Here is a 22,349-nt window from a genome sequence, read left to right on the forward strand (position 1 = left end):
GATCCACCGATGAAAATCGCCCGTTCGTTTGTGAAGACGAGTCGATTTGTCATTGGCGACCGCGAGCCATCAATAGGGCCACTTCCAGTCCCGTGCCTCGGGCAAGTCGACTCCGTATTCGTGGGCATAATTCACGCACGCGATCTGACGGTTGCGGAACTTCTCCTTGGCATGCGCTCCGGTCGACTGGAGCCGGGGGACCCGATTGATCACGTCCATGGCCAGGGTGAACCGATCGATCTGGTTCTGGATCGCGAGTTCAAGAGGGGTGTTGATGTTCCCTTTCTCCTTGTAGCCTCGGACATGCAGGTTACTGTGGTTGGTTCGCCGATAGGTCAGTCGGTGGATCAGCCAGGGGTAGCCGTGGAAGGCGAAGATCACGGGCTTATCGACCGAGAAGAGGCTGTCGAAGTCCTTGTCGGTAAGTCCGTGCGGGTGCTCCGTGTCGGGCTGGAGCTTGAACAGGTCGACCACGTTCACGAACCGGATCTTGAGATCCGAGAATTCCTGTCGCAGCAGGTCGACCGCGGCCAGGGCTTCCTTGGTCGGAATATCCCCCGCGCTTGCGATCACGACGTCCGGCTCCTGTCCCTGGTCGTTGCTGGCTTGCGGCCAGATCCCGATCCCCTTGGTACAGTGCGTGACCGCCGCTTCCATGCTCATGTACTGCAGGTGCATTTGCTTGTCGGATACAATCACATTGACATAGCCTTCGCTCTTGAGGCAGTGGTTCGCGACCGACAGGAGCGAGTTCACATCGGGCGGCAGATAGATGCGGGTGACGGTCGCGCTCTTGTTCAGGACGACGTCGAGGAACCCAGGGTCCTGGTGGGTGAACCCGTTGTGATCCTGACGCCAGACGGTCGAGGTGATCAGCAAGTTCAAGGAGGCCACTTCCCCGCGCCAGGGGAGTTGGTTGGAGATGGTCAGCCACTTGGCGTGCTGGTTGAACATCGAGTCGATCACATGGGCGAATGCTTCGTACGTGCTGAAGAACCCATGCCGGCCGGTGAGCAAGTAGCCTTCGAGCATGCCCTCCAAGGTGTGCTCGCTGAGCATCTCGACCACCCGGCCGTCCGGGGCGAGTTCTCCGCCGTCGGCGTCCTCGGGGAAGGTCGCTTCAAGCCACAGTTTCTCGCTCACCTCGTAGATCGCTTGGAGCTTGTTCGAGGTGGTCTCATCCGGGCCGAAGACCCGGAAATTGTGCATATTCGCCTTCATCACATCGCGGAGAAAGACCCCGAGCGGGCGGCAGTTTTCTGCCTCGGTCGTCCCCGGTCTTTCGACTTCGATGCCGTACTCCCTGAAGTCGGGGATCCGCAACGCCTTTTTGAGGTTCCCACCGTTCGCGTGCGGGTTCGCCCCCATCCGCCGGAGGCCGGTTGGCGCCATCGCTTTCAACTCGGCGCGGATGGTGCCGGCGGTGTCGAACAACTCCTCCGGCTTGTAGCTGCGCATCCAGCTTTCCAGGTGGTTGAGGCGTTCCGGGTTCTTCTTGACGTCGGCCAGTGGCACCTGGTGAGCCCGCCAAGACCCTTCCAGCTTGTGGCCGTCCACCTCGCTGGGGCAGGTCCACCCCTTGGGTGTGCGGAGGACAATCATCGGCCATCGTGGGCGGAACGCCTTGCCGGACGATCGGGCCTCCCGCTGCGCGGTGCGAATCTCCGCCACGCACTTGTCGAGGGTGGCCGCCATCGCTTGGTGCATCGTGTTCGGGTCCGACCCCTCGACGAAGTAGGGGGTCCAGCCGTTGCCACGCATGAAGGCGTCGAGTTCCTCGTGGCTGACCCGCGCCCAGAGGGTTGGGTTATTGATCTTGTATCCGTTGAGGTGAAGGATCGGCAGGACCGCTCCGTCACGCACCGGGTTCAAGAATTTGTTGATGTGCCAGGAGGTTGCGAGTGGACCCGTTTCCGATTCCCCATCGCCCACGACCGCGGTGACGATCAGGTCGGGGTTATCGAAGGCGGCTCCGCATGCATGTGACAAGACGTAGCCGAGTTCGCCCCCCTCGTGGATCGAGCCGGGAGTTTCGGGTGTGCAGTGGCTGCCGATTCCCCCGGGAAAGCTGAACTGTTTGAAGAACCGGAGCAAACCTTCCTCGTCCTCGCTCTTGTCCGGATAGACCTCCGAGTACGACCCCTCGAGGTAGACCGGACCGAGCATTCCGGGGGCTCCGTGCCCGGGGCCGGCCATGTAGATCATGTCGAGATCCTCGCGCCTGATTATCCGATTCAGGTGCGTGTAGATGAAGGCGAGGCCGGGGCTGGTTCCCCAGTGTCCGAGCAGCCGCTCTTTGATGTGCTCGGGCTTGAGCGGCTCGCGGAGCAGCGGGTTCGCCTTCAGATAGATCATTCCCAGGGCCAGGTAATTGCAGGCCCGCCAAAAGGCGTGGGTGTTGGCCAACTCGTCCGGGGTCAGTGGGCTGCCGGAAACCGTGGACCGCGCCCGACCGAACGCGCTCAGAGCGTCTGTGCCGGTCTCCTTGGGTTTCACCTTGGCGAGCGGAGTTTCCGAGGAAAGAGGCATGATGTGTTCCTCAACGGTGTTGCCGCGTCTGATCGAGACTCAGGGAAACATGCAAGGGCTAACAGATTTTTTTGCTCTCGGTTTCTCAAACCCGCGGGGCCGCGACCGCATTCGAGCACGCCCCGCTTCGTGCGAACTCGGTCAAGTTGGCGAGTGTCGTTGTCGCGATGCCTTGCAGCGCCTCTCGTGTGAAGAAGGCTTGATGGCCTGTGATGAGAACGTTTGGGAATGTGAGCAAGCGGGCGAAGACGTCGTCGTGGATCACCTGGCCGGAATGGTCCTCAAAGAAGAGGTCGGCCTCCTCCTCGTAGACGTCGAGGCCGAGGTAGCCGATCTTCGCCGACTTCAGGCCCGCGATCACCGCCTCGGTATCTACCAGAGCACCGCGGCCGGTGTTGATGATCATGACCCCTGGCTTCATGGTGCTCAGGGACTCGGCATCGATCAGATGCCGGGTCGCCGGTGTGAGGGGACAGTGCAGGGTGATGATGTCCGATTTCGCAAACAAGTCGGCCAACGGGACGTAGCGGACCTGCAACGCCTCGGATTCCGGGTTGGGCTGGATGTCGTAAGCCAAGACCTGGCAGCCGAATCCGCGCATGATCCGGGCGACTTCGAGTCCAATCTGACCGGTGCCCACCACGCCGACCGTGCGGCCGTGGAGGTCGAACCCGAGCAGGCCGTCGAGTGCAAAATTGCCTTCGCGGACCCGGTTGTAGGCCCGGTAGATCTTGCGGTTCAAACCGAGGATCAACGCGACGGTGTGCTCGGCCACGGCGTGGGGCGAGTAGGCCGGCACTCGGGCCACGACCAGGCGGTGGCGTTGCGCGACCTCGAGGTCGACATTGTTGTAACCCGCACAGCGGAGGGCCACGAGCCGAACCCCTCCGCGATGGAGTTCGTCCAGGACCGGGCCATTGAGTTCATCATTGACGAACGCACAGATAGCCTCACACCCTTGGGCGAGTGTGGCGGTTGCGGCGGAGAGTCGGGCATCGAAATAGACGAGTTCGTGCCTATGCTCCGTGTTGGCCCCATCCAACGATATCTGGTCGTAAGGCTTGGTGCTGAAGACGGCGACCTTCATCGGCTTACTCCTGAGATAGCCCCGGCCTGCGCACTCCCCACGTAACCCTGACTGGATGCCGCGGTGGTGCGGTCGCGAGAAATCAAGCCGGAGCATGCGAACGTCGCGAACGGTCGGAACTGCCCCGGTGCCGGAACCGTGGTCGAGTATACCGACCTTCGCGGGTTTCCCGTACAAGATCCCCGATCGGTTCCCGACGCTCACATGATCGTTGACGATCCGCCACGCGTACGTATTGATCTCGCAAAAGCGAGGGCCAAGGTTTTTTCAGGGTGTCGGATTGCCGGAACCCTCCGCGGCCGTTCCGTATCGGCCCGCCTGCGGCACGCCGGCGGTTTCGGCGAGATGCATGCGCAGGATCCGATCGACTTCCATCAACGTGTACGGGCTGGCGTTCATCCGAGTATGGGTGGTGGGGATCCAGTGCTCGCTCGCGGCGCCGTCGGAGTGGGCGCTGGAGAGAGGGACCACACCGTCCCCTCGAGCGAATTGAGGGGGCAGCATGCTCGTCCCCGCGATCGTGTGGTAGGTCGTCGCCGGGTTGATCGGAAGTTGACGCATCGCCTCGAGAATCGGATTACTCTTGGTGAGGAGGTCGATACTGGTTGGCAACTTGGCAATGTAGGGGAGGACCGCGCCGGGGTTGTCTCGTTGGAGTTGAGCGACCAACTCGCAGGAGTCGGGGGAGCGCTGAACCAGCCGGGAGGTCACCCGGCCCACCGCGCGGTTGGCCAGTGCGGCGCCGTCGTGGGGGGTTCCCATGAAGACAACACGCCGTACGAATGGCAACGGTTCAAAAAAGAAGAGGTCGCGCAAGAACGTCTTGGTCGACTCGGACGCAATCAAGCTCTCAAGCGGCTGGGTTGAGGCGAGTCTCCAGATCGCATCACCACTCCAGGTGATCTGCAGTTTGATGAGCAGTCCGCCCATACTGTGACCAATGAAAACGGAATTCTGCAGGCCAGGGTCGCGACTTTGGGGGTCGAACGTCGCGGCCATGTCGCGGAGGCTGCGGCGGAACAAGGCGGCGGATCGGATAAAATTGATACCGGTGGGATATTGATATCCGACGATCTGATACTGGTCGAGGAAACCAGGGCGCGACCGCAACCCATTGATGATGTCGGTGAAGGTGTAAGGGTTATCTCTCAGGCCGTGGACGAAGACAACCGGAATCTTCCCGGGCTGGTACGGTTCCATGAAACCGAGGAAGGCATTGTCGAGCACGGTGCTCGGGTACAGAAAGCCGATGAAGGCGATCCGCCGGCTGCCGATGCTCGCCTCGGCCATGGCGACCGGGGCATCGAGGTTGCATGCAAGAGGGTAACGGCTCCCTCCCAACTCGACGCAGGTCGCGCGGAGCGGATCGTAGAGTTCTAACAGGTCGACGCTTTGCGCCGCGCCCCCCTCAAGGCCGATCCAGGGGCCAAGCTCGGGGTGGAGAATCGCCGTCGCCGGGAAATAAGAGCGCGGGGCGAGGAAGCGATCGCTCGGCGTGAGCTTTGGGTTCGAGCGGGCGGATACCTCCGCCGCCCCAAGACCGGCACGCTGATACGAGCGATGCTGGGCCGGATTCTTCGGCGCCGACCGAGCGTCGTGGAGTTCCTCGAAGTCTTGGGGGGACCAGACGAAGCCACGATGGGTGATCTGGACGACGATCGGCCCAGCCGGCCCGTTGATCTGAAGATGCGATCGCGGGTCCAGGCGGCCGAAAGTCCCGGCCGTGCGCAGACAGTCGGCGAGATTCTGGTTGTAGTGGCAGGGAGCCTGGGTCTGGTCCCAGCCGGCTTCGAGCGTGCCGCCTTGGGTGGTCAAGGCGGCGTAAGCGAAAACGGTTGCCTCATAGTAACGATCGACACAAGTCGGCGAACCTTCGTCCTCGAGACGCTTTGCCTCCCGGTGAGCGCTCTTCGAGCGGACCAACGCTTGAGCCGCGTCGAGTCGGGCCGGGACCCCCTCAAGGGACGCCGCGGGACTCGTCAGGATCAGGCCCGGCGGTTGGGCGAGCACTCGCCCCCGATTCCCGCCCGGGATGACGAGCAGGCCGGCCAGCACGAGCGACCCAAAGAGGCTGCGGGCAAGTGGCTTCCCCCTCCGAGATTTGACGAACTCCATCATCGACGGCTCTCGGGAAGACGGTGGGACGCAACTGCAACCGATTGGCAAACGTCCGTTGACTCGGGTGAAACATACCTGGAGTTCCGGACGCTCACCGCTTCTTATTCCTTTCTCGGAGCGAGTTCATGTCGCTACGACCCTGGGAAACGGAGCAAGTCGGAAAGTAGTCGCAGTATTCCGTCAATTGATCGCGAGGCATGATTTACCGGGGCAACGATTCGTTGCGCTATTTGCTGTGGCATCCGCTAGGTTCAAGAGTTGCAATCGGTTCGGAGATTCCGTAGTTTGTGATGTTCCAGGTTCCTGCCACTCTTCCCTTCAGCGATCACAAAGACGCGCTATCGTTCCGAGGGCTCGACCGCAGCCAGGAGCACATCGGCGATTCTCCTTGAGAAACCAATTGGTCCGAGACGTGGCAAGGCTTGGACTCAACAGTCGATTTACGCGGTGAACGCGGGCCGATCGGCTCGACAGAGGGGATGGCGATGAGCGGGAAGATTGTGCGGCGGATTGCTTTGGTCGGCCTCGTTGCCGCGGTCGCGTTCTTCGGCTGGCAATGGTGGAAGGCCCGTCAAGCTCCCCCTTTGCCAGCGGCCATCGTCTCTGGCAATGGGCGGATCGAATCGATTCAGGTCGATATCACGGCGAAGTACCCGGGCCGTCTCGTGCAGCTCCTCGCTCGCGAAGGGGACCTCGTCAAGCCAGGGCAGGTGCTCGCTCGGATGGACACCTTGGAGCTAGAGGCGCAACTCGCCCGAGCGAAAGCTCAGGCCGCCGAGGCTGAGGAATCCGTTGCCACCGAGCGGTCGGAAATCCTCCGGCTCGAGAGCAACTTGAAGCTGGCCGAACAGAAGTATGCCCGCGGCCAAGTTCTTCTCAATCGGCGAACGATCTCGCGTGAGGAGTGGGACCAACTCCGCGCCGAGCGCGACGCCAGCAAGGCCGCCGTCGATTCCGAAAATGCCCGTCTTCGCGCTGCGACGCATAGCGTTGAGGCGGCGCTTGCGGAGGTCGATCGCTTCCAGGTGCAAATCGTGGATTCTACGTTGAAGTCACCGGTCCACGGGCGGGTGCTCTACCGGCTCGCCGAGGAGGGAGAGGTGCTTGCCGCGGGGGGGAAGGCGTTAACCCTGATTAATCTGAGCGATATCTATATGGAGATTTTTCTCCCCTCACGAGTGGCTGCATTGGTCACGATCGGTGCCGATGCCCGGATCGTGCTCGACGCGATGCCGCAGTACGCAGGACGGGCCCGGGTGAGCTTTGTCTCGCCCGAAACGCAGTTTACCCCTAAGCAGGTCGAGACTCCCAGCGAGCGCGACAAGCTCATGTTTCGGGTCAAGCTTCAAATCCCCTCGGAATTGATCCTCCCCTATATCGAGAGGGTGAAAACAGGGGTCCGAGGTGTCGGTTACGTCCGCCTGGACGATTCGGTGCCCTGGCCTGCGTTCCTCGAGAAGCGGTTTCCCAAGCCCGCTCAGCCCTCTAAACCTGCTGAACTCTCCCAGCCTGACGTTGCCCCCCCACCGGGCGATGTGTCGAAGCCAGGGGAGACATCACAGCCCGGTGAGACACCCCAAACTGGCCCCTCGAAATGACGACCGAAAACTCTGCCGTCATCTCCATTCTGGGTGTCTCCCACCGGTTTGGTGGAGTCCGGGCGCTCGAGGATATTTCCATCGAGATCCCGGCCGGCCGCACGGTGGGTCTGATCGGGCCCGACGGCGTTGGCAAGTCGACCTTGATCGGTCTGATCGCCGGGGCGCGGAAGATCCAGACGGGCAAGGTGCGCGTACTCGGTGGCGACATGGCTGACCGTCAGCATCGTGACGTCGTCTGTCCTCGGATCGCGTACATGCCCCAGGGACTCGGAAAGAACCTCTATCACGAGTTGAGCGTTTACGAAAACATCGACTTCTTTGCCAGGCTCTTCGGTCAGCCGGCGGCGGAGCGTCGCGCCCGGATCGGATCGCTCCTCAAGGCTACGGGCCTCGACCCCTTTCCCAATCGACCGGCCGGGAAGTTGTCCGGCGGCATGAAGCAGAAACTCAGCCTCTGCTGCTCGCTGGTTCATGACCCCGACTTGCTGATCCTTGATGAGCCGACGACCGGTGTGGACCCGCTCTCGCGCCAGCAGTTCTGGACCTTGATTGAGCGCGTCCGGGAGTCGACTCCGGGGATGAGCGTGCTGGTCTCGACGGCCTATATGGATGAGGCTCAGCGATTCGAATGGCTGATTGCCATGGACGCGGGCCGGATCCTGGACACCGGCACTCCGAACGAGTTTCGGGAGCAGACGGGAGCCTCGAATCTTGAGGAGGCGTTCGTGGCTCTGCTGCCCGAGGAGAAGCGTGGTCACAGCGGTGGCTTGACCATTCCTCCGAGGGTCGACGATGGCGGCGAGCCGGCAATCGTGGCCAAGAACCTGACCATGCGGTTCGGGAATTTCACGGCCGTCGACAATGTGAACTTCGAGATTCGTCGTGGCGAGATCTTCGGCTTCCTCGGTTCCAACGGCTGTGGCAAGTCGACAACCATGAAGATGCTGACCGGCCTGCTTCCGGCGACGGAGGGGGAGGCCAAGCTCTTCGGCAAGTCGGTCGATGCCGGCAGCCTCGAGATTCGCAATCGGGTGGGTTACATGTCGCAGGCGTTCTCCCTTTATGGAGAACTGACCGTTGCGCAGAATCTCTGGCTCCACGCTCGACTTTATCATCTGCCCCTTGAGACGAGAAAAGCGAGGATCGCCGAACTGGTCGACCAGTTCGGTCTGGGACCGTACGTCGACCAGGTCTCCGAATCGCTGCCACTGGGCTTGCGTCAGCGTCTTTCGCTTGCCGTGGCCATCATTCACGAACCCGAGATGCTCATTCTCGACGAGCCGACCTCGGGTGTCGACCCGGTGGCCCGCGACGAGTTCTGGGAAGTCCTCATCGAACTTTCTCGCAATAAACAGATTACGATCTTTATTTCAACGCACTTTATGAACGAAGCGCAGCGGTGCGACCGCATGTCGCTGATGCATGCGGGCAAGGTGCTGGCGTGCGACACTCCCGCGGCACTTGTTGCCGCTCGAGGGGCTCCCGACCTGGAGACCGCGTTCATTGAATACATCGCCGACGCGATTGGTGAACCCTCGACATCCGAGAATGGCGCGGCCGGCGAGCAAGTAAATTTCGGATCGATGGGCCAGTCTCGCAGGCATGCCGCCGGAGGCTCCTCGGCGTCGATCCTCCACCTGGGACGGTTGTTGGCCTACGCAAATCGGGAGACGCTGGAGATTCTCCGCGACCCGATTCGGCTGGCATTCGCCTTCGTGGGGTCGGCGATCTTGATGCTCGTCTTCGGCTTCGGGATCACGACCGACGTTGAGGACATCCGTTACGCCGACCTTGACCTCGATCAGACGCCGGAGAGTCGCGCCTACCTCGAGTCGTTCGCGGCTTCGCGCTCGTTTTGGAAGCAACCGTCGGTTCACAATCCGGACGAGCTGCAGCGTCGACTCAAATCGAACGATATCTCCGTGGGAATCGAGATGCCGCCCCGGTATGGGAGGAATCTGCGGAAGGGCTCGCCACTGGAAGTCTCCGCAGTCGTGGACGGCGCCAATCCGTCTCGGGCCGAGACGATCAAGCAGTACGTCGAAGGAGTGAACGCCTCTCATTACGAGGACCTCTACCGACGCAAGTATGGCCGTGTGCCGAATTCGTATGTGTCGGACATGCAGATGCGATATGCGTATAACCCTACGTTTGAAAGCATCTATGCGATGGTGCCAAGCGTACCCCCGATCCTGCTGATCCTGATCCCCGCGGTGCTGATGGCTGTCAGCGTCGTCCGAGAAAAAGAGCTCGGCTCGATCATCAATTTCTACGTGACGCCCACGTCGCGACTCGAATTCTTGCTCGGGAAGCAACTCCCCTACATCGTGATCGGGATGATCAATTTCACGATCCTCACGATCATGGCCATCTTCGTGTTCGACGTTCCCATCAAGGGGAGCGGCCTGACCTTGATCCTCTGCGCCTTGGCCTATGTCACCACGACGACCGGGATCGGTCTTCTCGTCTCGACATTCACCTCGAGCCAGGTCGCCGCGGTCTTTGTCACTGCGATCGTCACGATGCTGCCCACGACCCAGTTTTCTGGCCTCCTTCAACCTGTCTCGACGCTGCAAGGCAGTGCGCGGGTCGTCGGGACCCTCTGGCCGACCACGTATTACATGCGGGCCAGTGTTGGGGCGTTCACGAAGGGACTCGGCGCCGAGCAGCTCAGTCGCGATGCCCTGCTGATCGCCGCGTTCATACCGGTCCTGACCTTGCTCACCGCGGTTGCCCTCAAGCGTCAGGAGGCCTAGTGCGAAGCGTTGCCAATATCTTCTGGCTCGGCACCAAGGAACTGCGCAGCCTGAGGAGCGACTACGTCCTGGTCGTTTTCATGATCTATGCGTTCACGTTCTCGATCTACTCGCAAGCGAAAGGGACCTCGTCCGAGGTGAACAACGCGTCGATCGCCTTCGTGGACGAGGATCGTTCCACACTCTCAAGGAATTTGATTGGTGCCTTGTATCCGCCCCGGTTCAAGACGCCCGTGCTGATCGAAGCCAAGGAAGTCGCTGACGCGATGGATGATGGCCGGTTCATGTTCGTCGTGGCCATTCCGCCCCGGTATGAGGCCAATCTCCGGGCCGGCCGCCGGGCTGAATTGCAGGTGAATATCGATGCGACCGCGATGCTCCAGGCGAGTATTGGCGCCTCCTACATCCGGAACATCCTGACTGCCGAGATTTCGAGATTTCTGTCCCGATCCGACGGCGGCACCGACGAGGGGCTATCACCCAAAATCGTCGTTCGCAAAGCGTTCAACCCCAATGGGGATACCTCGTGGTTCACCAGTATTGTCGGCATCATCAATCAGGTGACCATGTTGACCACCATCTTGACCGGCGCTGCGCTGATTCGCGAACGTGAGCACGGCACCATGGAACACCTGATGGTGATGCCGTTGACGGCAGTTGAGATCGCCCTGGCGAAAGTCTGGTCGAACGGGCTGGTCATCCTGATGGCGGTCACCCTTTCGCTCTTCGTCGTGGTCGAGAGGATTCTCGCCGTGCCGATCGCCGGCTCGCCCGCACTTTTCTTGTTCGGCGTGGTCCTCTACCTGTTCTTCGCGACCGCCCTCGGGATCTTTCTGGGCACGATCACACGCACGATGGCCCAGTTCGCCTTGCTGATTATTTTGATTTTGATCGTGCTCCAACTGCTCTCCGGAGGATCGACTCCGGTCGAGAGTCAACCCGACTGGCTGAGGGCGATGACGATCTTTCTCCCCTCGCGACACTTCGTAACGTTCTCACAAGCGATCATCTATCGCGGCGCTGGTTTGAGCGTCGTCTGGCGGCCATTCTTCGCGGTTCTGGCCATTGGCCTGGGCTTCTTCCTTTTCAGCTTGAGTCGATTCCGGAAATCGATCGCAGCGAGTCGCTGATTTCGGCCGGCTCGGTCGAAACCCTGGATTTTCCGGTTGGCTCATGAAGGATCAGGACCGATTCCAACGGAATAGAGACCGATCTGGAGGAAGCCCCGCATCAAGGCTCATTCTTTCTCTACCGGGAAGATGCGATTCCAGTCCGTCTTCATATCCATCACGACCCACCCGCGCTCGGGAGCTTCATCCATCGCCCTGACCAGGCGGCCTACATCGGAGTGGCGATCGTAAGCGTATTCTCGCTCCGCGTCAGTATGATGAACGATCAGGCCGAGTCGTGGGCCGGGGCCAGCGGTCACCCAGCGGAGCATTTCGTAGTCGCCATCGGAGTTTCCGAACGCCGCGATCGGGCGGCGGCCGATCGCCCGCTGGATCCCCACCGGTTTGCCGGCTGCGTCGTCGATGAAATCGATTTCGGGAAGACGGAAAAGCGTGGGTTGCCCGTCTCGGAGTTCATACTTCAGCTTGATGGAACTGCCGATGACTTGCTCGGGAGGGATGCCGTAGGTCGGCTCAGTCCAGGGGCGCATGAATTCGACACCGCCGCCGGAGACGATGAATGTTTTGAATTGATTGATGCGAAGATAAGCCAATAATTCAAGCATGGGTTGGTAGACGAGGTCGGTATAGGGGCGATTGAAGCGGGGATGCCTTGCGGTCTTGAACCAGTCTTTGACGATCGTTGTGAATTCCTCGGACGATTGCCCGGCGTGGCTGGTTGCGAGGAACTGGAGGCGATCGTAACCCGAAACGGACAGGATCGTCTTGATATCCCCCCCGATCGCGGCCTTGAATAAGGGTTGATCTTTCACGTCCGGGTGAGTGGTCGCATACGCTCGAACCCGGTCCACGGCAAAGACGAGCTGGACGTAGAGCGGTTGCTCGCACCAGAGCGTCCCGTCGTTGTCGAAGGTTGCAATCCGTTCGGCGGGAGGGACAAAGTCTGGACTTCCCTGCTTCGTCACCTTGCCGACGAATTCGAGGATCGCCCGTTTTGCCGTCCCTTGATTCCACGATGGGAGTGGGTCGCTTTGACCACTGGCAGGCTGGGCGAAGGTTGCGGCGATAGCCAGCACGATCTGAGGGAATACGTAACGTGAACGCATGGATGATCCTTGAAATGATCCCGTGAAAGCCTCTCGCCGGCCGAGGGCCGGTTCCGGGAACAGTCACTGTCGTTGCACCGACCACCGGGCGATTCCCTCGGTGTTCGGCCTGACCTGATAGGAACGATAAAGGGCCCCCCCGATCATTGCCAGGGTGGCCCTTCTCGCTTCCAAAGATGCATTGACCAGGGAGGCCCGGCTCCAGCTCGGATCAGCGGCCTCGGTGGTGTCGGCGGATTAAGGCCTTGAACGCCGCCAATGAGCTGAGCCTGGCCTCCGTTCGCGCGGCAACACGGTGCGGGACCGACAGGTGCGCGGGCGTTGGATCTCGTCGTTCTTTGCGACGAGAGTGCCCGAGCGGTCCGACCGGGAATTTGCGTGTGGACGACGCGGCTGCCACGTAGGCCGTTGGCGTTGGGGGGGAGCTGGCGTCTCTGATGGGAGCCGTTGGAGAGGGACTGATGTCGCTGATGGGAGTCGCTGAGACCGTGATCGCCGCCGATTTCATGACGGTGGCCGCGGCCGATACGGGCTTGGCCTGCAGCGTGCCGTTGGGGGCTCCCGACGGCATCGCGAGCCCTGGTGTGGCGGTGATCGTCGTCAAGATCGAGAACGACCGGCTCGACGTATCGCCGAGGTAGACGTCGATCTGGTAGGCCTGGTTGAGGTCGGAAACGTTCGGATCGGGCTCAAAGTAGAGATCGGCCGTTGACGCATAAGTCGTCGCCCCGGTTTGCTCTCGTAAGAGGACGGCCATCCACGAACCGTTCGATCCATCGGACTGGTACGATCCTCCACTCCCCACGCGTTTCACGACGACGCGCGCCACCGTTGTGGTGGTGGGCAAATTCGCGAGGACGAGATGAACATCCTGCTTGCCGTCGGGGCCCTTCGCCGAAGCGAGCTGAGCCAGGTCGTGGCCATCCTGATTCAGTGAAGTCGCCACGGGGTTGAGTAATCGCGGGTCGGCGAGGACGCCTGAGAGGAGAACCGGGCCGGACGTGGATCCATCGGCATAGCGAATCAGAATCTGGAGATTCTGGGGCTTCAGATTTCCGTCGGACCCGAGGAAGCTCGAATTCGGCGCGAGGTAGAGGTCGCCAGTGGGGGCATAGGAGCCGGCCCCGCCTGACTTTCGGATCAGTTTGGCCCCAGGCAGGTAGGCGGATCCTTGGTAGGCCCATCCTCCGCCTCCGATGGCCCAGACTTCCACCTGGCTCACCTGCACGTCGGTTCGGAGGCCGGTCAGGCCGATGCGGAGATCCTGGATCCCGTCGCCCTGAGGGGTCGGTGTGAGACCGGTAAAATCGGAGCCGTCCTGGCCGTAAGACCTGGCCACGAGACCAGTCACCTTGGCGTTGGGGTCACCCACCACGCCCCACGCGGTCACGAAGCTCGTCGAGCCATCGGCGAACGTAATGAGCATGTCGTAATGGTTAGAGAGATTGGTACCCGACTGGATGCCATTCTCACGGGTGACCGAGGGGAGGTAGAGGTCCGCGGTTGTCGAATAGGTTCCAAAGTCGGTGGACGTTCGGACCAGCCCGGCCCGCCAGATTCGTGAGTCGCGGTTGAAAAGGGTCGGGACCACACTGGGGAGCGGGGCGACGTACTGGTAATGGCCGTAGCCGTAGGGGAGCACATCGATCTGGGCGATCGCCTTGTTTGCGGGAAGTCCCGCCAGGACGATGTGAATGTCTTGATAGCCGTCAGCGCCGACCGTCGGGCTGGCCCCGACGAAGTCGGAGTTGTCCTGACCGAGCGACGTCGCGGTCACCTTGGGCGGGCCGTTCCCGACCCGCAGGAGCGGGTCGGTTACCTCGACTCCGTACAGGCTCAGGGATGCGGTCGTACCATCTGCGTAAGTTACGAGGATATCGTAGTGGCTCGAGCCGTGGAAGGATTGGGAGGGCTGAACGTAGATGTCAGCTTTGCTTGAGAATCGCGTGGGGCCAGTGAGTTCGCGTACGACTCCAGCACGCCAGACTCGTGGGTCCAGGCCGGGTGTGTTGAGTGGCAGGTCCGTTGTGGCGTATTGATAGTGGCCCCCTCCGTAGGGGTAAATGTCGATCATCCGGATCGCCAGGTCGGTGCGTAGGCCCGCCAGGACGATATGAACATCCTGGAAACCGTCCGGGGCCGTCGTGGAGCTGCGGCCGACCAGATCCGAGCCGTCCTGATTGTAGGTGACCGCGGTGACGCGCGGATACGCCGTCGCTGGCGCAATCGAGGCGAGTTCCTGACTGGCGAGGCCTCCCGATTCGAACTGGATCGTGACCTTCCGCCCGGCCTGGGCAAACGCGCCCGAAGTCGTTGAAATGTTGCCACTGAGGTTCGTGAGCCTCAGCTCCGCCGGATCGAGCGTGCCGGGGTCGCCGATCCGGATCGACGTGAAATCACCACTCGTTCCAGCAATAAGTGCTGTTGAATAGAGGAATTGATTTTCAGTGACCGAGCCACTGAGATAGAGGCGTCCGCGATTCTCGCGGATGATCCCACCGTGCTCAACGGCAAGGACTCCCGCGGCCACGGTGCGTGTCGAGGCCGCCGGATTCGACGCGGGGGACCAGAAGACCGGGTCTCGAAACGTGTTCCCTTCAATCTTGAGGTCGAACACTGGCGAGTGAGACCAGCCCCAAGGAGCCGGGTAGGGCGTGCTTCCCTGCCAGGCACCCTGCGTGGCACTGGAGGTGATGAAGAAGGGAAGAGCCCCGATGACGAGGTTGTTGCGGACCACGGTGCCAACCCGAGTCCCGGCGAGTTGGAACGCAATGGACGAGGATTTTCCAAGGCTCGACGTGTCGAGGGTGTTCCCTTCGTAGACGTCGTTGACGAAGCCTCTTGTGATCGAGACGGCGTAATCACCGGCGGGAAGATCGCCATCAAGAAGATAGTTTTGCGGGTCGATGGTCTGGGAGATCCGAAACCAGCGCCCCGCGGCCGGTCCCGAGAGGATGGCGACGATATCGCCCGCCTCTCCGGGCGGCCCTTGCAGGGTCCCTACCTGGAGGAGCCGTCGACTGACCGAACTGACAAAGGCCTTGCCTTCGTAATGGGGGTAGTAAGACTCGGTCAGAATCAGCTCGGGGAAGTTGTACCGACCTCCCGGACTGACGGCGGCATCGCGGCCGATCCCCCCATCGACGAGGTTGTTGCGGACGGTCGTATTGCTGCTGTTGCCGGTGAACAAGAGAAAGCCATAAGTGATGCCGGTCGGGTCAACCTGATGGGCATGATTGGCCTCCAGAACCACGTCGTGGCCGTATCGGATTGCGAATACCTGCGACACGGAGGTGCCGGCCGTCGCGCCTCGGTATTCGTTGCCCACGATTTTCCAGGGGCCGCCCCACAACTCGACCTGGCCGCCGCGGAGAATATTGTTGGCGATCACTCCGCTGTCGTCGTAATTACCCCGGATCAGGCGGACGTAAGTGAGATTGTAGGAATCAACGGATGTGGTTGGGGCATATTCGATGTCCAGGTTTCGGAAGTTGAGGTCGACTTTGGGATTGGGGCCAAAATTGTGCTCGCCGTATGCGGACCCGATCACCGCGGGGTTCATCTGAAACTCGATGGCCCAGCGGATCGGGGTGGCGAATCGGATCGTGAGGCCGTCGAGTGTGGTGTGGCTCTTGTGGATCTTGATCGCAGAGGTCCAGGCCGGGGCTCCGCTCGCCTGGGAGAACGAGAAAATGGCGCCTGGCTCGGCGAGCAAGGAGATGGAATTGGGTAGGTCGATCGGCTCTGAGAGCGGGTACACTCCCGCCTTCAGGCGAATCGTTCCGTACTGTTTCGCCAGCGTATTGAGGTCTTGCCCCTGCTGACTGATCGAGGTCGGATCGACGGTGATCGAGGTGGCGGCGGCCCCAGGATCGCGGAGTGCCGGATCGGCGACGCCACCGCGGAACTGGGTGACGTACTGGACCGAGTCACCGTTGAGTCGGAACCGCAAGCTCATCAGGGCGTCGGATTCGTCGCGGATGGGCGCGAAGATCAGGTCGGCTTTGGTGGGATCAGCGAGGGGGCGGATCGTCAGCAACTTCGCGCGGTTGGCGTCAGTTGGAGTCCAGAGCCATCCGATAGTGTCGCTGAGCACGGCTTCGGCAATCGACCACCCCGCAGGGAGTCCGGAAAGAGTGACGTGGACGAGCCCGGGCGTCTCGGCGGTCCGGCCGTCCTGTCCCGACCAAAGTGCCGAAGCGCCGGAGAACGAGATCGGGACGCTCGGACTCTGGGGCGGAGTGGCCAGAAGCGTTGGGTCGGGCGTCGTCGCGATGGTGGCGACGAGTTGACTGCTCGGGGAGCCATTGAGATTGGGACTGGCGTCCATTTTGCCAATCCGATTATATCCGACGGTCACCGTGACGGTTTCGCCCACCGAGAGGCCGGCGACCGGGTTCAAATACAAGTCAGCGCGGCTCGGGTCGGTCGGATCGAGGAAGATTTCCGCCTTGTTGTACGATGAGGAGAGCCCGTTGGGGCGCGGTCCGGCCAGCCATGTGATTGTCGAGCCGTCGAGAGCCGGCATCGTCACGACGACCGCGTCACTATCAACGTTGAAATTGCTCCGCCCCCCATCGGTCGCCCGGCGATAGTCGAGCAGATTCGATAGCTTGAGGTGAATGTCCTTGATGCCATCGGGGCCGACGGCCAGTCCGGGGCCGGTCAGGTCGGGACCGTCCTGCCCCGCCCAGGTCACTCCGAGTTCCTTGCCCTGAACCCGAAGCTGAAGGTTGACCGGTGAGGTCGAGAACAGGTCGCCGATGGCCGCCGTTGAGCCGTCGGAATACCTGATTCGGATCAATTCGTAACGCGTATTTGCTGGGTCGTTGAACCAGGGTTCGAGATAGAGGTCGGCTTGCGTTGACCACGAGTTGGCCGCCTGGTTCTGGTCCCTGACGAGGAGGGACTGTGACGACAGGCTGGACGTGGCCGTCCAGTACCCTCCGTATTGCCTTTGAACCTCAACGCGCTCGATCGCCCGGCTCGGGTCGAGACCGAGCAAGCGGATCGAGATGTCCTGGTATCCGTCCGGCCTGGCGCCATCCCGGCTCACGAGATCCGTATTATTCTGTCCGACCCAGGCGGCCATCTCGGCGAGGAGTACACGATCTTCGAGACCTTCCAAGCGGAATCGGCCCCGTCGTGCCGTCGGTGACTTATCTCGGAGCGGTGCCACGTTGAAACTCCCGATTCATGGGCGTGGAACGAACCCATCCCTTGAGGGGAAAAACCCCTTTTTGGAGAGAGCATCACAGCGTTGTGACTGAGAATTTGAACGGAGTCTGACTGGGCAAGAAAACGCAATACGGCGAAGTAGGCCGCGTTGACGCAGCATCGCGTACGCAGTCTAATTGAAAATTGGCTCTCAGTTTAACTTGGCGTTGTTGGCCAACGATCAACTGATCGTTGGTCGCTGTAGCTTACCATCCTTTTTTCATTGAAGTCGGCAAAGTCGTTGGCCGACACACAAGTTTGCATTGAAAATCCGAACAGAGTCGATGGGTTGAAAGACGTATCTCCTTGCTTACGCCTAGCGATGTGTCTGACATGTTGGGAAGACGGCGTTCGATGGGCACGAATCGAGTTGGTGCGGACGTCGAACTTGATCTCATCGCGGTGTCAAACTGAGATCAAGGCATTTGCGGAAACGAAGTCGCTCCTGGATTTCCCTCGAGCACTGCTCCCGTCGCGGGGTCGATTGACAGGGCCAGGTCTTCGTCGTCGCGGGTGTAGAAGTAGAAGCCGTACATCATCTCATTGAAGGTTTGATCGCCGTTGCCGACCGTCTGTTTGGGGTCGGGATTGAACGGGTTGAACTCCGAGTTGTCGAAGTGCGCCAGCACTTCAAACGTCGTTCCTTTGGGGAATTTCTTGGTCCCGGGCGTCCATCGGAAGGACTGCTGCCAGTCGAATTGGTAGTTGGGAATCAGAAGAAGGGTGTCGGTGAGCCCGTTGGGATGCCGGGCGAGAAACGTCATATCCTTGCCGCGCACATGCATGTGTGCGAATAGACCGACTCCGGTTGCGTCGAAATTGAGTTGGCGGCTGGCGGAGACCGGGTGGGCCGGCGCAAACGGAGGAATTTCGAATCGTGTAGTGTAAACCTGCCGGTGTTGCAATTGCTTCCGAACCACGGTGCGCGGAAACTTCAACCCGACCGAGAGCCGCACACGCTCGGCCTTGCCCGTCGTCGTGTAATGGATCTGGAGGCCGAGAACGCTCCCCTTGGGAATGAGGTAGGCCGTCCCGTCATCCAGGACCATGGGATCGCCACCAGGAACTCGCCCGGTGATAAAGTTTTCCTGACGCGGTCGTTCACCAAGCTTATTATAGGCGAGGTTCGCGTGGTGGACGGCCCGAGAATTGTCAGAAATAATCTCGATCGACTGAACCCATGTGTCGTGAGTGAAGACAAAGGGTAAGATCGCGTAGCGATAGTCCACATAGCCGGTGGCTGGAATCTCGTGCGCCAGTAGCATGGTGGTTGTCAGGTCAGGGGTGCCGATCCGCCATTTTCCGGTGGGGAATTCTCGCAATTTCGGTTCTTGCCCGCTGTTTCCCCTGGGCGTTCCCCCCTGGATCCAACCCAGGAATGTCTCCCGCTCCGTTTCGCTCAGGCCGCGGCGGTTGGCGAATCGCCCGTGCTTGTCGCTCGCGAACCAAGGAGGCATGCGTCGGTCGCCGACCACTTCCTCAATCATCGCCGCCTGGCTGGCGACATCGCGATACGTGACCAGGGGGAACGGGGCCTCGGCCCCCCGATGATGGCAGTCCTGACAGTGCCGTTGAACCAAAGGGGCCACGTCTTCGGCGAACGTGGGAACCTTGCCCAACCTGCTTGGATCAGGTGCTGTGATCAGGCAACCATCCACGGATGTCTCGCTCCGTGCGACCTCTCGGCCCGCAAGAATGTCTTCGAGGGCGTCGCGAAGGTCGTGTCGGGAGGCCTGGGGGCGCTCGCCAGTCAACCGGAATTGATCGTCGATCCGGCCGCGATAGCGAATCCGGGACTGGGAGTCGATGACGACGGACTCGGGTGTCCGCCTCAGGCCAAGCTTCCGGGCGCAAGCCGAATCAATGTCCTTGACGAATGGAAATTCGGTCTTGGCCTCGACGGATCGCGCGGCCATCTCGGTAATCGAGTCGTCCGGCCCGACGTTGAGGGCCAGGAACTGAACCCCGCGGTCGCGATACGTCTTCTCGAGCTGAGCGAGCACCGGAAGGTAACGCTGCACGACAGGGCAGGTTGTGTTGGTCGCGACAACGACGAAGGCTTTCTTCTTCCCGAAGTCGTCGAGCGACCGTGTGAGGAATCGAATGTCCTTGAATTGCAGGTTGTCAACCCGTTGGCCGATGGGACTGCGGTCGTCGCCGTCTCCACGGGCGGGGAGACCGAGGATGAGTGCAAGGATGATCGCCGGCCGAAATCGACACCTTCGACGCATCGTCCTTTTCTCCCGGTTTCAAGTTCCCAAGATAAGGAGTCTTGATTGTGACCGAGGAAACGTGAGGGAGCAACGGGCTCGAGGAGAATCAAGAAGACGTGAAATACCGAAACAAGGTTTAGTTTACGGATTTAAAGAATAAGCCATATTGAAGCGGGTGGCTGTTATCCAAGATCCTCGAAGCCGAGCCCGCCGGCCCCACGGAACACCAAAGGGGGGAATCGTGCCCACCTGATGTGGAACGAGGGCGCTCCGCGAGGATTGCAAGCAGAATGAATGCAGTTATGCAGCTGTGTGACTCTTGGCTCAGTCGAGCCGACCTGCCAGAGTCGGTTCGACCTTCTTGAGTTCCTGGACGACGAGGTCGGCCATGAGTTCCCCCCCTTTGGGCGTGAGGTGGGTCCGGTCGGCACTCCCTGTCTTGATGTCTCTCGGGTTGAGGACCTCGGCGGCCTTAGGGCCCATCGTGTTCAGAAGTTCGATGCTTCGGGCGTGCAGGTCGACGACCGGGACCGACTTATCTCGGCCCAGCCGCTTCACGGCCACGACATAGGGACCGAGGTCAGATTCGATTTTTCCCTCGAGAGAGAATCGCCTGCGCGTCATTGAGGTCACGAGGATCGGTTGGGCGCCGATTGACTTGGCTTCATCAATGTATCGGGTCAGGCATTGCCGATAGCTGGTTTCGGGGTGGGTCTCTCGTTTCGGTCCTTTTCCTGGTTGGTCGTTGTGGCCGAACTGAATCAGGACGTAGTTGGGTTGCAATTCCAACGCTTTCCGCCAATGGCCTTCGTCCACGTAGCTCCGTGAGCTCCGGCCCGAACGGGCCATGTTGATGCACTCAACGCCTGGGCCAACCCGCTGGGCGAAACTCGGTCCCCACCCCGAACCGTCCGCCACCGTCGAGTCACCACTCAGGACGATGCGTATCTTCGGCGTGGCGACCGACTTCTTCGCGTCGCGAGCTTCAATGGCCGGAGCCATCGGCGGGTGCGCGAAGGTCTGTGCCGTGATCAACAGCAAGACCCCCCCTGCTCTGCGAACCATTGACCTGGAGGATCGGGTGGGGTGCGCCATGCCTTGCCTCCGGCTCCGACTGAGGTCTCGTTCAGTGATGTCGTCTCTGCCGCGGACGGAATCAATCAGGCGAGAATCTCACGGATCACGTTGCCGTGGACGTTCGTCAAACGCCTTTGAATGCCGTTGTGGTAATACGTTAATCGCTCGTGGTCGACTCCCAGCAGCTTGAGCACGGTGGCGTGAAAGTCGTGCCAGTGGACCGGGTTTTCGACCGCTTTCCAGCCGATATCGTCGGTCGATCCGTAGGCGAAACCGTGCTTCAAGCCCGCGCCTGCCATCCAGACGGAAAAACCATTCGGGTTGTGATCCCGGCCTTTGCCGACGATGTCCGAGGCCGACTGGGCGAACGGGGTGCGGCCAAACTCGGTGGTAAAGAGCACGAGGGTGTCGTCGAGCAAGCCACGACGGCGCAGGTCTTGGATCAGTGCCGCGACCGGCCGATCAATTCTTAGTGCTTCCTGGCTGTGGTTTTCCCGCATGTCCTCGTGTCCGTCCCAGTTTCTCCGCGGGCTACCGAACGTTCCTCCCGAGAAGAGTTGAACGAACCGGACCCCACGTTCCAGGAGTCGGCGAGCGATCAGGCACGAGCGGCCGAAGTCGGCGGTCTCGGGCCGGTCCAGGCCGTAGAGGGTCTTGGTGTTTGCGGGCTCGCCGTGGAGATCGGCCACTTCGGGGACGGCGACCTGCATCCGGGCGGCCAGCTCGTAGCCGCGCACCCGGGCGGTGAGCACATCATCGTTGTCGTGATCACGCAGATGTTGATGGTTCATCGCGGCGGCGAGGTTGCGCGCGGCGGCGTCGGCGTCCGCCGCGATCGCGCGAGCGGGGAAGAGGTCATCGATCGGCGGGCCATTGGAACGGATGACAACGCCTTGGTGGCGTGCGGGCAGGAAGCCGTTGGTCCAGTTGATCGTGCCCCCGGGGGGGCGTTCCCGGGCGTCCGGGATGACCACGAAGGCGGGCAGGTCATCGGCCTCACTTCCTAGGCCGTAGCTCATCCAGGCCCCCAAGGTGGGAAACCCATTGAGCCGGAACCCGCTGTTTTGCTGAAACGTGGCCGGCGTATGGTTGGAGGTCTCGGCAAACATGGAATGGATCACGGTGAGCTCGTCGGCCACCGTCGCGAGTTCCGGGAAGAGGTCCGAGACCCAGAGGCCGCTCTGACCGCGCTGGCGGAATTCCCAGTCGGGCCGACGGAGCCGGCCGACCTGGCCGAAGAAGACGTCGGGTCGCTCGTTCGACGGCAGGGACTTGCCGTGGGCTCGAATCAGGCCTGGCTTGTAGTCGAACGAATCCACCTGGCTCAGGGCCCCGACGAGGCAAATGTGGATTGCCCGAGTTGCTTTGGGGGCGAAGTGGGGACAGTGAGACGCCGACTCACCCGGCACGGCCGCCTGGAGCGTGCCTTCACGGAGCATCAATTCGGCGAGCGCTGCACCGCCGAGACCGTTTCGGACCCATGAGAAGAACTCGCGACGGTCCATTCGGTCCCCT

11 protein-coding genes are annotated in these 22,349 nt (G+C 61.2%); 3 read left to right on the plus strand and 8 right to left on the minus strand.

Going from position 1 to position 22,349, the window contains the following annotated elements:
- Positions 1 to 69: 69 nt before the first annotated feature.
- The 3 genes from V5E97_RS31840 to V5E97_RS31850 form a co-directional block, all read right to left on the minus strand.
- Positions 70 to 2,529 carry a phosphoketolase family protein gene (locus V5E97_RS31840; protein ID WP_406695576.1) on the minus strand — a complete coding sequence of 820 codons (2,460 nt, stop codon included), beginning with the start codon at positions 2,527 to 2,529 and terminating at the stop codon, positions 70 to 72.
- Positions 2,530 to 2,614: 85 nt separating this feature from the next.
- On the minus strand, positions 2,615 to 3,616 hold the full coding sequence (locus V5E97_RS31845; RefSeq protein ID WP_406695577.1) for a 2-hydroxyacid dehydrogenase: 1,002 nt from the start codon (positions 3,614 to 3,616) through the stop codon (positions 2,615 to 2,617).
- A 267-nt stretch (positions 3,617 to 3,883) separates the two neighbouring features.
- Complete coding sequence (locus V5E97_RS31850; RefSeq protein ID WP_406695578.1) at positions 3,884 to 5,734, minus strand: esterase/lipase family protein; 1,851 nt, start codon at positions 5,732 to 5,734, stop codon at positions 3,884 to 3,886.
- 485 nt (positions 5,735 to 6,219) lie between these two features.
- Between V5E97_RS31850 and V5E97_RS31855 the strand changes: the two genes are divergently transcribed.
- From V5E97_RS31855 to V5E97_RS31865, 3 genes are read left to right on the plus strand one after another with little or no spacing between them, the layout of a single operon-like run.
- Positions 6,220 to 7,332, plus strand: coding sequence for an HlyD family secretion protein (locus tag V5E97_RS31855; RefSeq protein WP_406695579.1), 1,113 nt, complete (start codon positions 6,220 to 6,222; stop codon positions 7,330 to 7,332).
- Entirely contained in the window at positions 7,329 to 10,091 is a 2,763-nt protein-coding gene (gene rbbA, locus V5E97_RS31860) for a ribosome-associated ATPase/putative transporter RbbA (protein ID WP_406695580.1), read from the plus strand. Before V5E97_RS31855 ends, rbbA begins: the two co-directional genes overlap by 4 nt.
- Positions 10,091 to 11,221, plus strand: a complete 1,131-nt coding sequence (locus V5E97_RS31865) for an ABC transporter permease (protein WP_406695581.1) — start codon at positions 10,091 to 10,093, stop codon at positions 11,219 to 11,221. The genes rbbA and V5E97_RS31865 overlap by 1 nt, the downstream gene beginning before the upstream one ends.
- Positions 11,222 to 11,328: 107 nt before the next feature.
- Here V5E97_RS31865 and V5E97_RS31870 read toward each other — a convergent pair whose 3' ends face one another.
- The 5 genes from V5E97_RS31870 to V5E97_RS31890 all read right to left on the minus strand — a co-directional run bounded on the left by V5E97_RS31870 (position 11,329) and on the right by V5E97_RS31890 (position 22,339).
- Complete coding sequence (locus V5E97_RS31870; RefSeq protein WP_406695582.1) at positions 11,329 to 12,327, minus strand: HAD family hydrolase; 999 nt, start codon at positions 12,325 to 12,327, stop codon at positions 11,329 to 11,331.
- 211 nt (positions 12,328 to 12,538) lie between these two features.
- Positions 12,539 to 17,506 (minus strand): hypothetical protein, encoded by a 4,968-nt coding sequence (locus tag V5E97_RS31875; RefSeq protein WP_406695583.1) that lies wholly within the window; start codon positions 17,504 to 17,506, stop codon positions 12,539 to 12,541.
- Positions 17,507 to 17,960: 454 nt separating this feature from the next.
- Complete coding sequence (locus V5E97_RS31880) at positions 17,961 to 19,775, minus strand: redoxin family protein (RefSeq protein ID WP_406695584.1); 1,815 nt, start codon at positions 19,773 to 19,775, stop codon at positions 17,961 to 17,963.
- A 306-nt stretch (positions 19,776 to 20,081) separates the two neighbouring features.
- Positions 20,082 to 20,852: a rhamnogalacturonan acetylesterase gene (locus V5E97_RS31885; RefSeq protein WP_406695585.1), complete on the minus strand. Its 771-nt coding sequence runs from the start codon at positions 20,850 to 20,852 to the stop codon at positions 20,082 to 20,084.
- 65 nt (positions 20,853 to 20,917) lie between these two features.
- Entirely contained in the window at positions 20,918 to 22,339 is a 1,422-nt protein-coding gene (locus V5E97_RS31890) for a DUF1501 domain-containing protein (RefSeq protein ID WP_406695586.1), read from the minus strand.
- Between the last annotated feature and the right edge of the window lie 10 nt (positions 22,340 to 22,349).

It is taken from the genome of Singulisphaera photorubra (assembly GCF_045290345.1).
Lineage (GTDB): Bacteria > Planctomycetota > Planctomycetia > Isosphaerales > Isosphaeraceae > Singulisphaera.

Coding starts and splice junctions, on each gene's coding strand:
- V5E97_RS31840 (WP_406695576.1), bottom strand. CDS start 2,529: ATGCCTCTTTCCTCGGAAACTCCGCTCGCCAAGGTGAAACCCAAGGAG.
- V5E97_RS31845 (WP_406695577.1), bottom strand. CDS start 3,616: ATGAAGGTCGCCGTCTTCAGCACCAAGCCTTACGACCAGATATCGTTG.
- V5E97_RS31850 (WP_406695578.1), bottom strand. CDS start 5,734: ATGATGGAGTTCGTCAAATCTCGGAGGGGGAAGCCACTTGCCCGCAGC.
- V5E97_RS31855 (WP_406695579.1), top strand. CDS start 6,220: ATGAGCGGGAAGATTGTGCGGCGGATTGCTTTGGTCGGCCTCGTTGCC.
- rbbA (WP_406695580.1), top strand. CDS start 7,329: ATGACGACCGAAAACTCTGCCGTCATCTCCATTCTGGGTGTCTCCCAC.
- V5E97_RS31870 (WP_406695582.1), bottom strand. CDS start 12,327: ATGCGTTCACGTTACGTATTCCCTCAGATCGTGCTGGCTATCGCCGCA.
- V5E97_RS31880 (WP_406695584.1), bottom strand. CDS start 19,775: ATGCGTCGAAGGTGTCGATTTCGGCCGGCGATCATCCTTGCACTCATC.
- V5E97_RS31885 (WP_406695585.1), bottom strand. CDS start 20,852: ATGGCGCACCCCACCCGATCCTCCAGGTCAATGGTTCGCAGAGCAGGG.
- V5E97_RS31890 (WP_406695586.1), bottom strand. CDS start 22,339: ATGGACCGTCGCGAGTTCTTCTCATGGGTCCGAAACGGTCTCGGCGGT.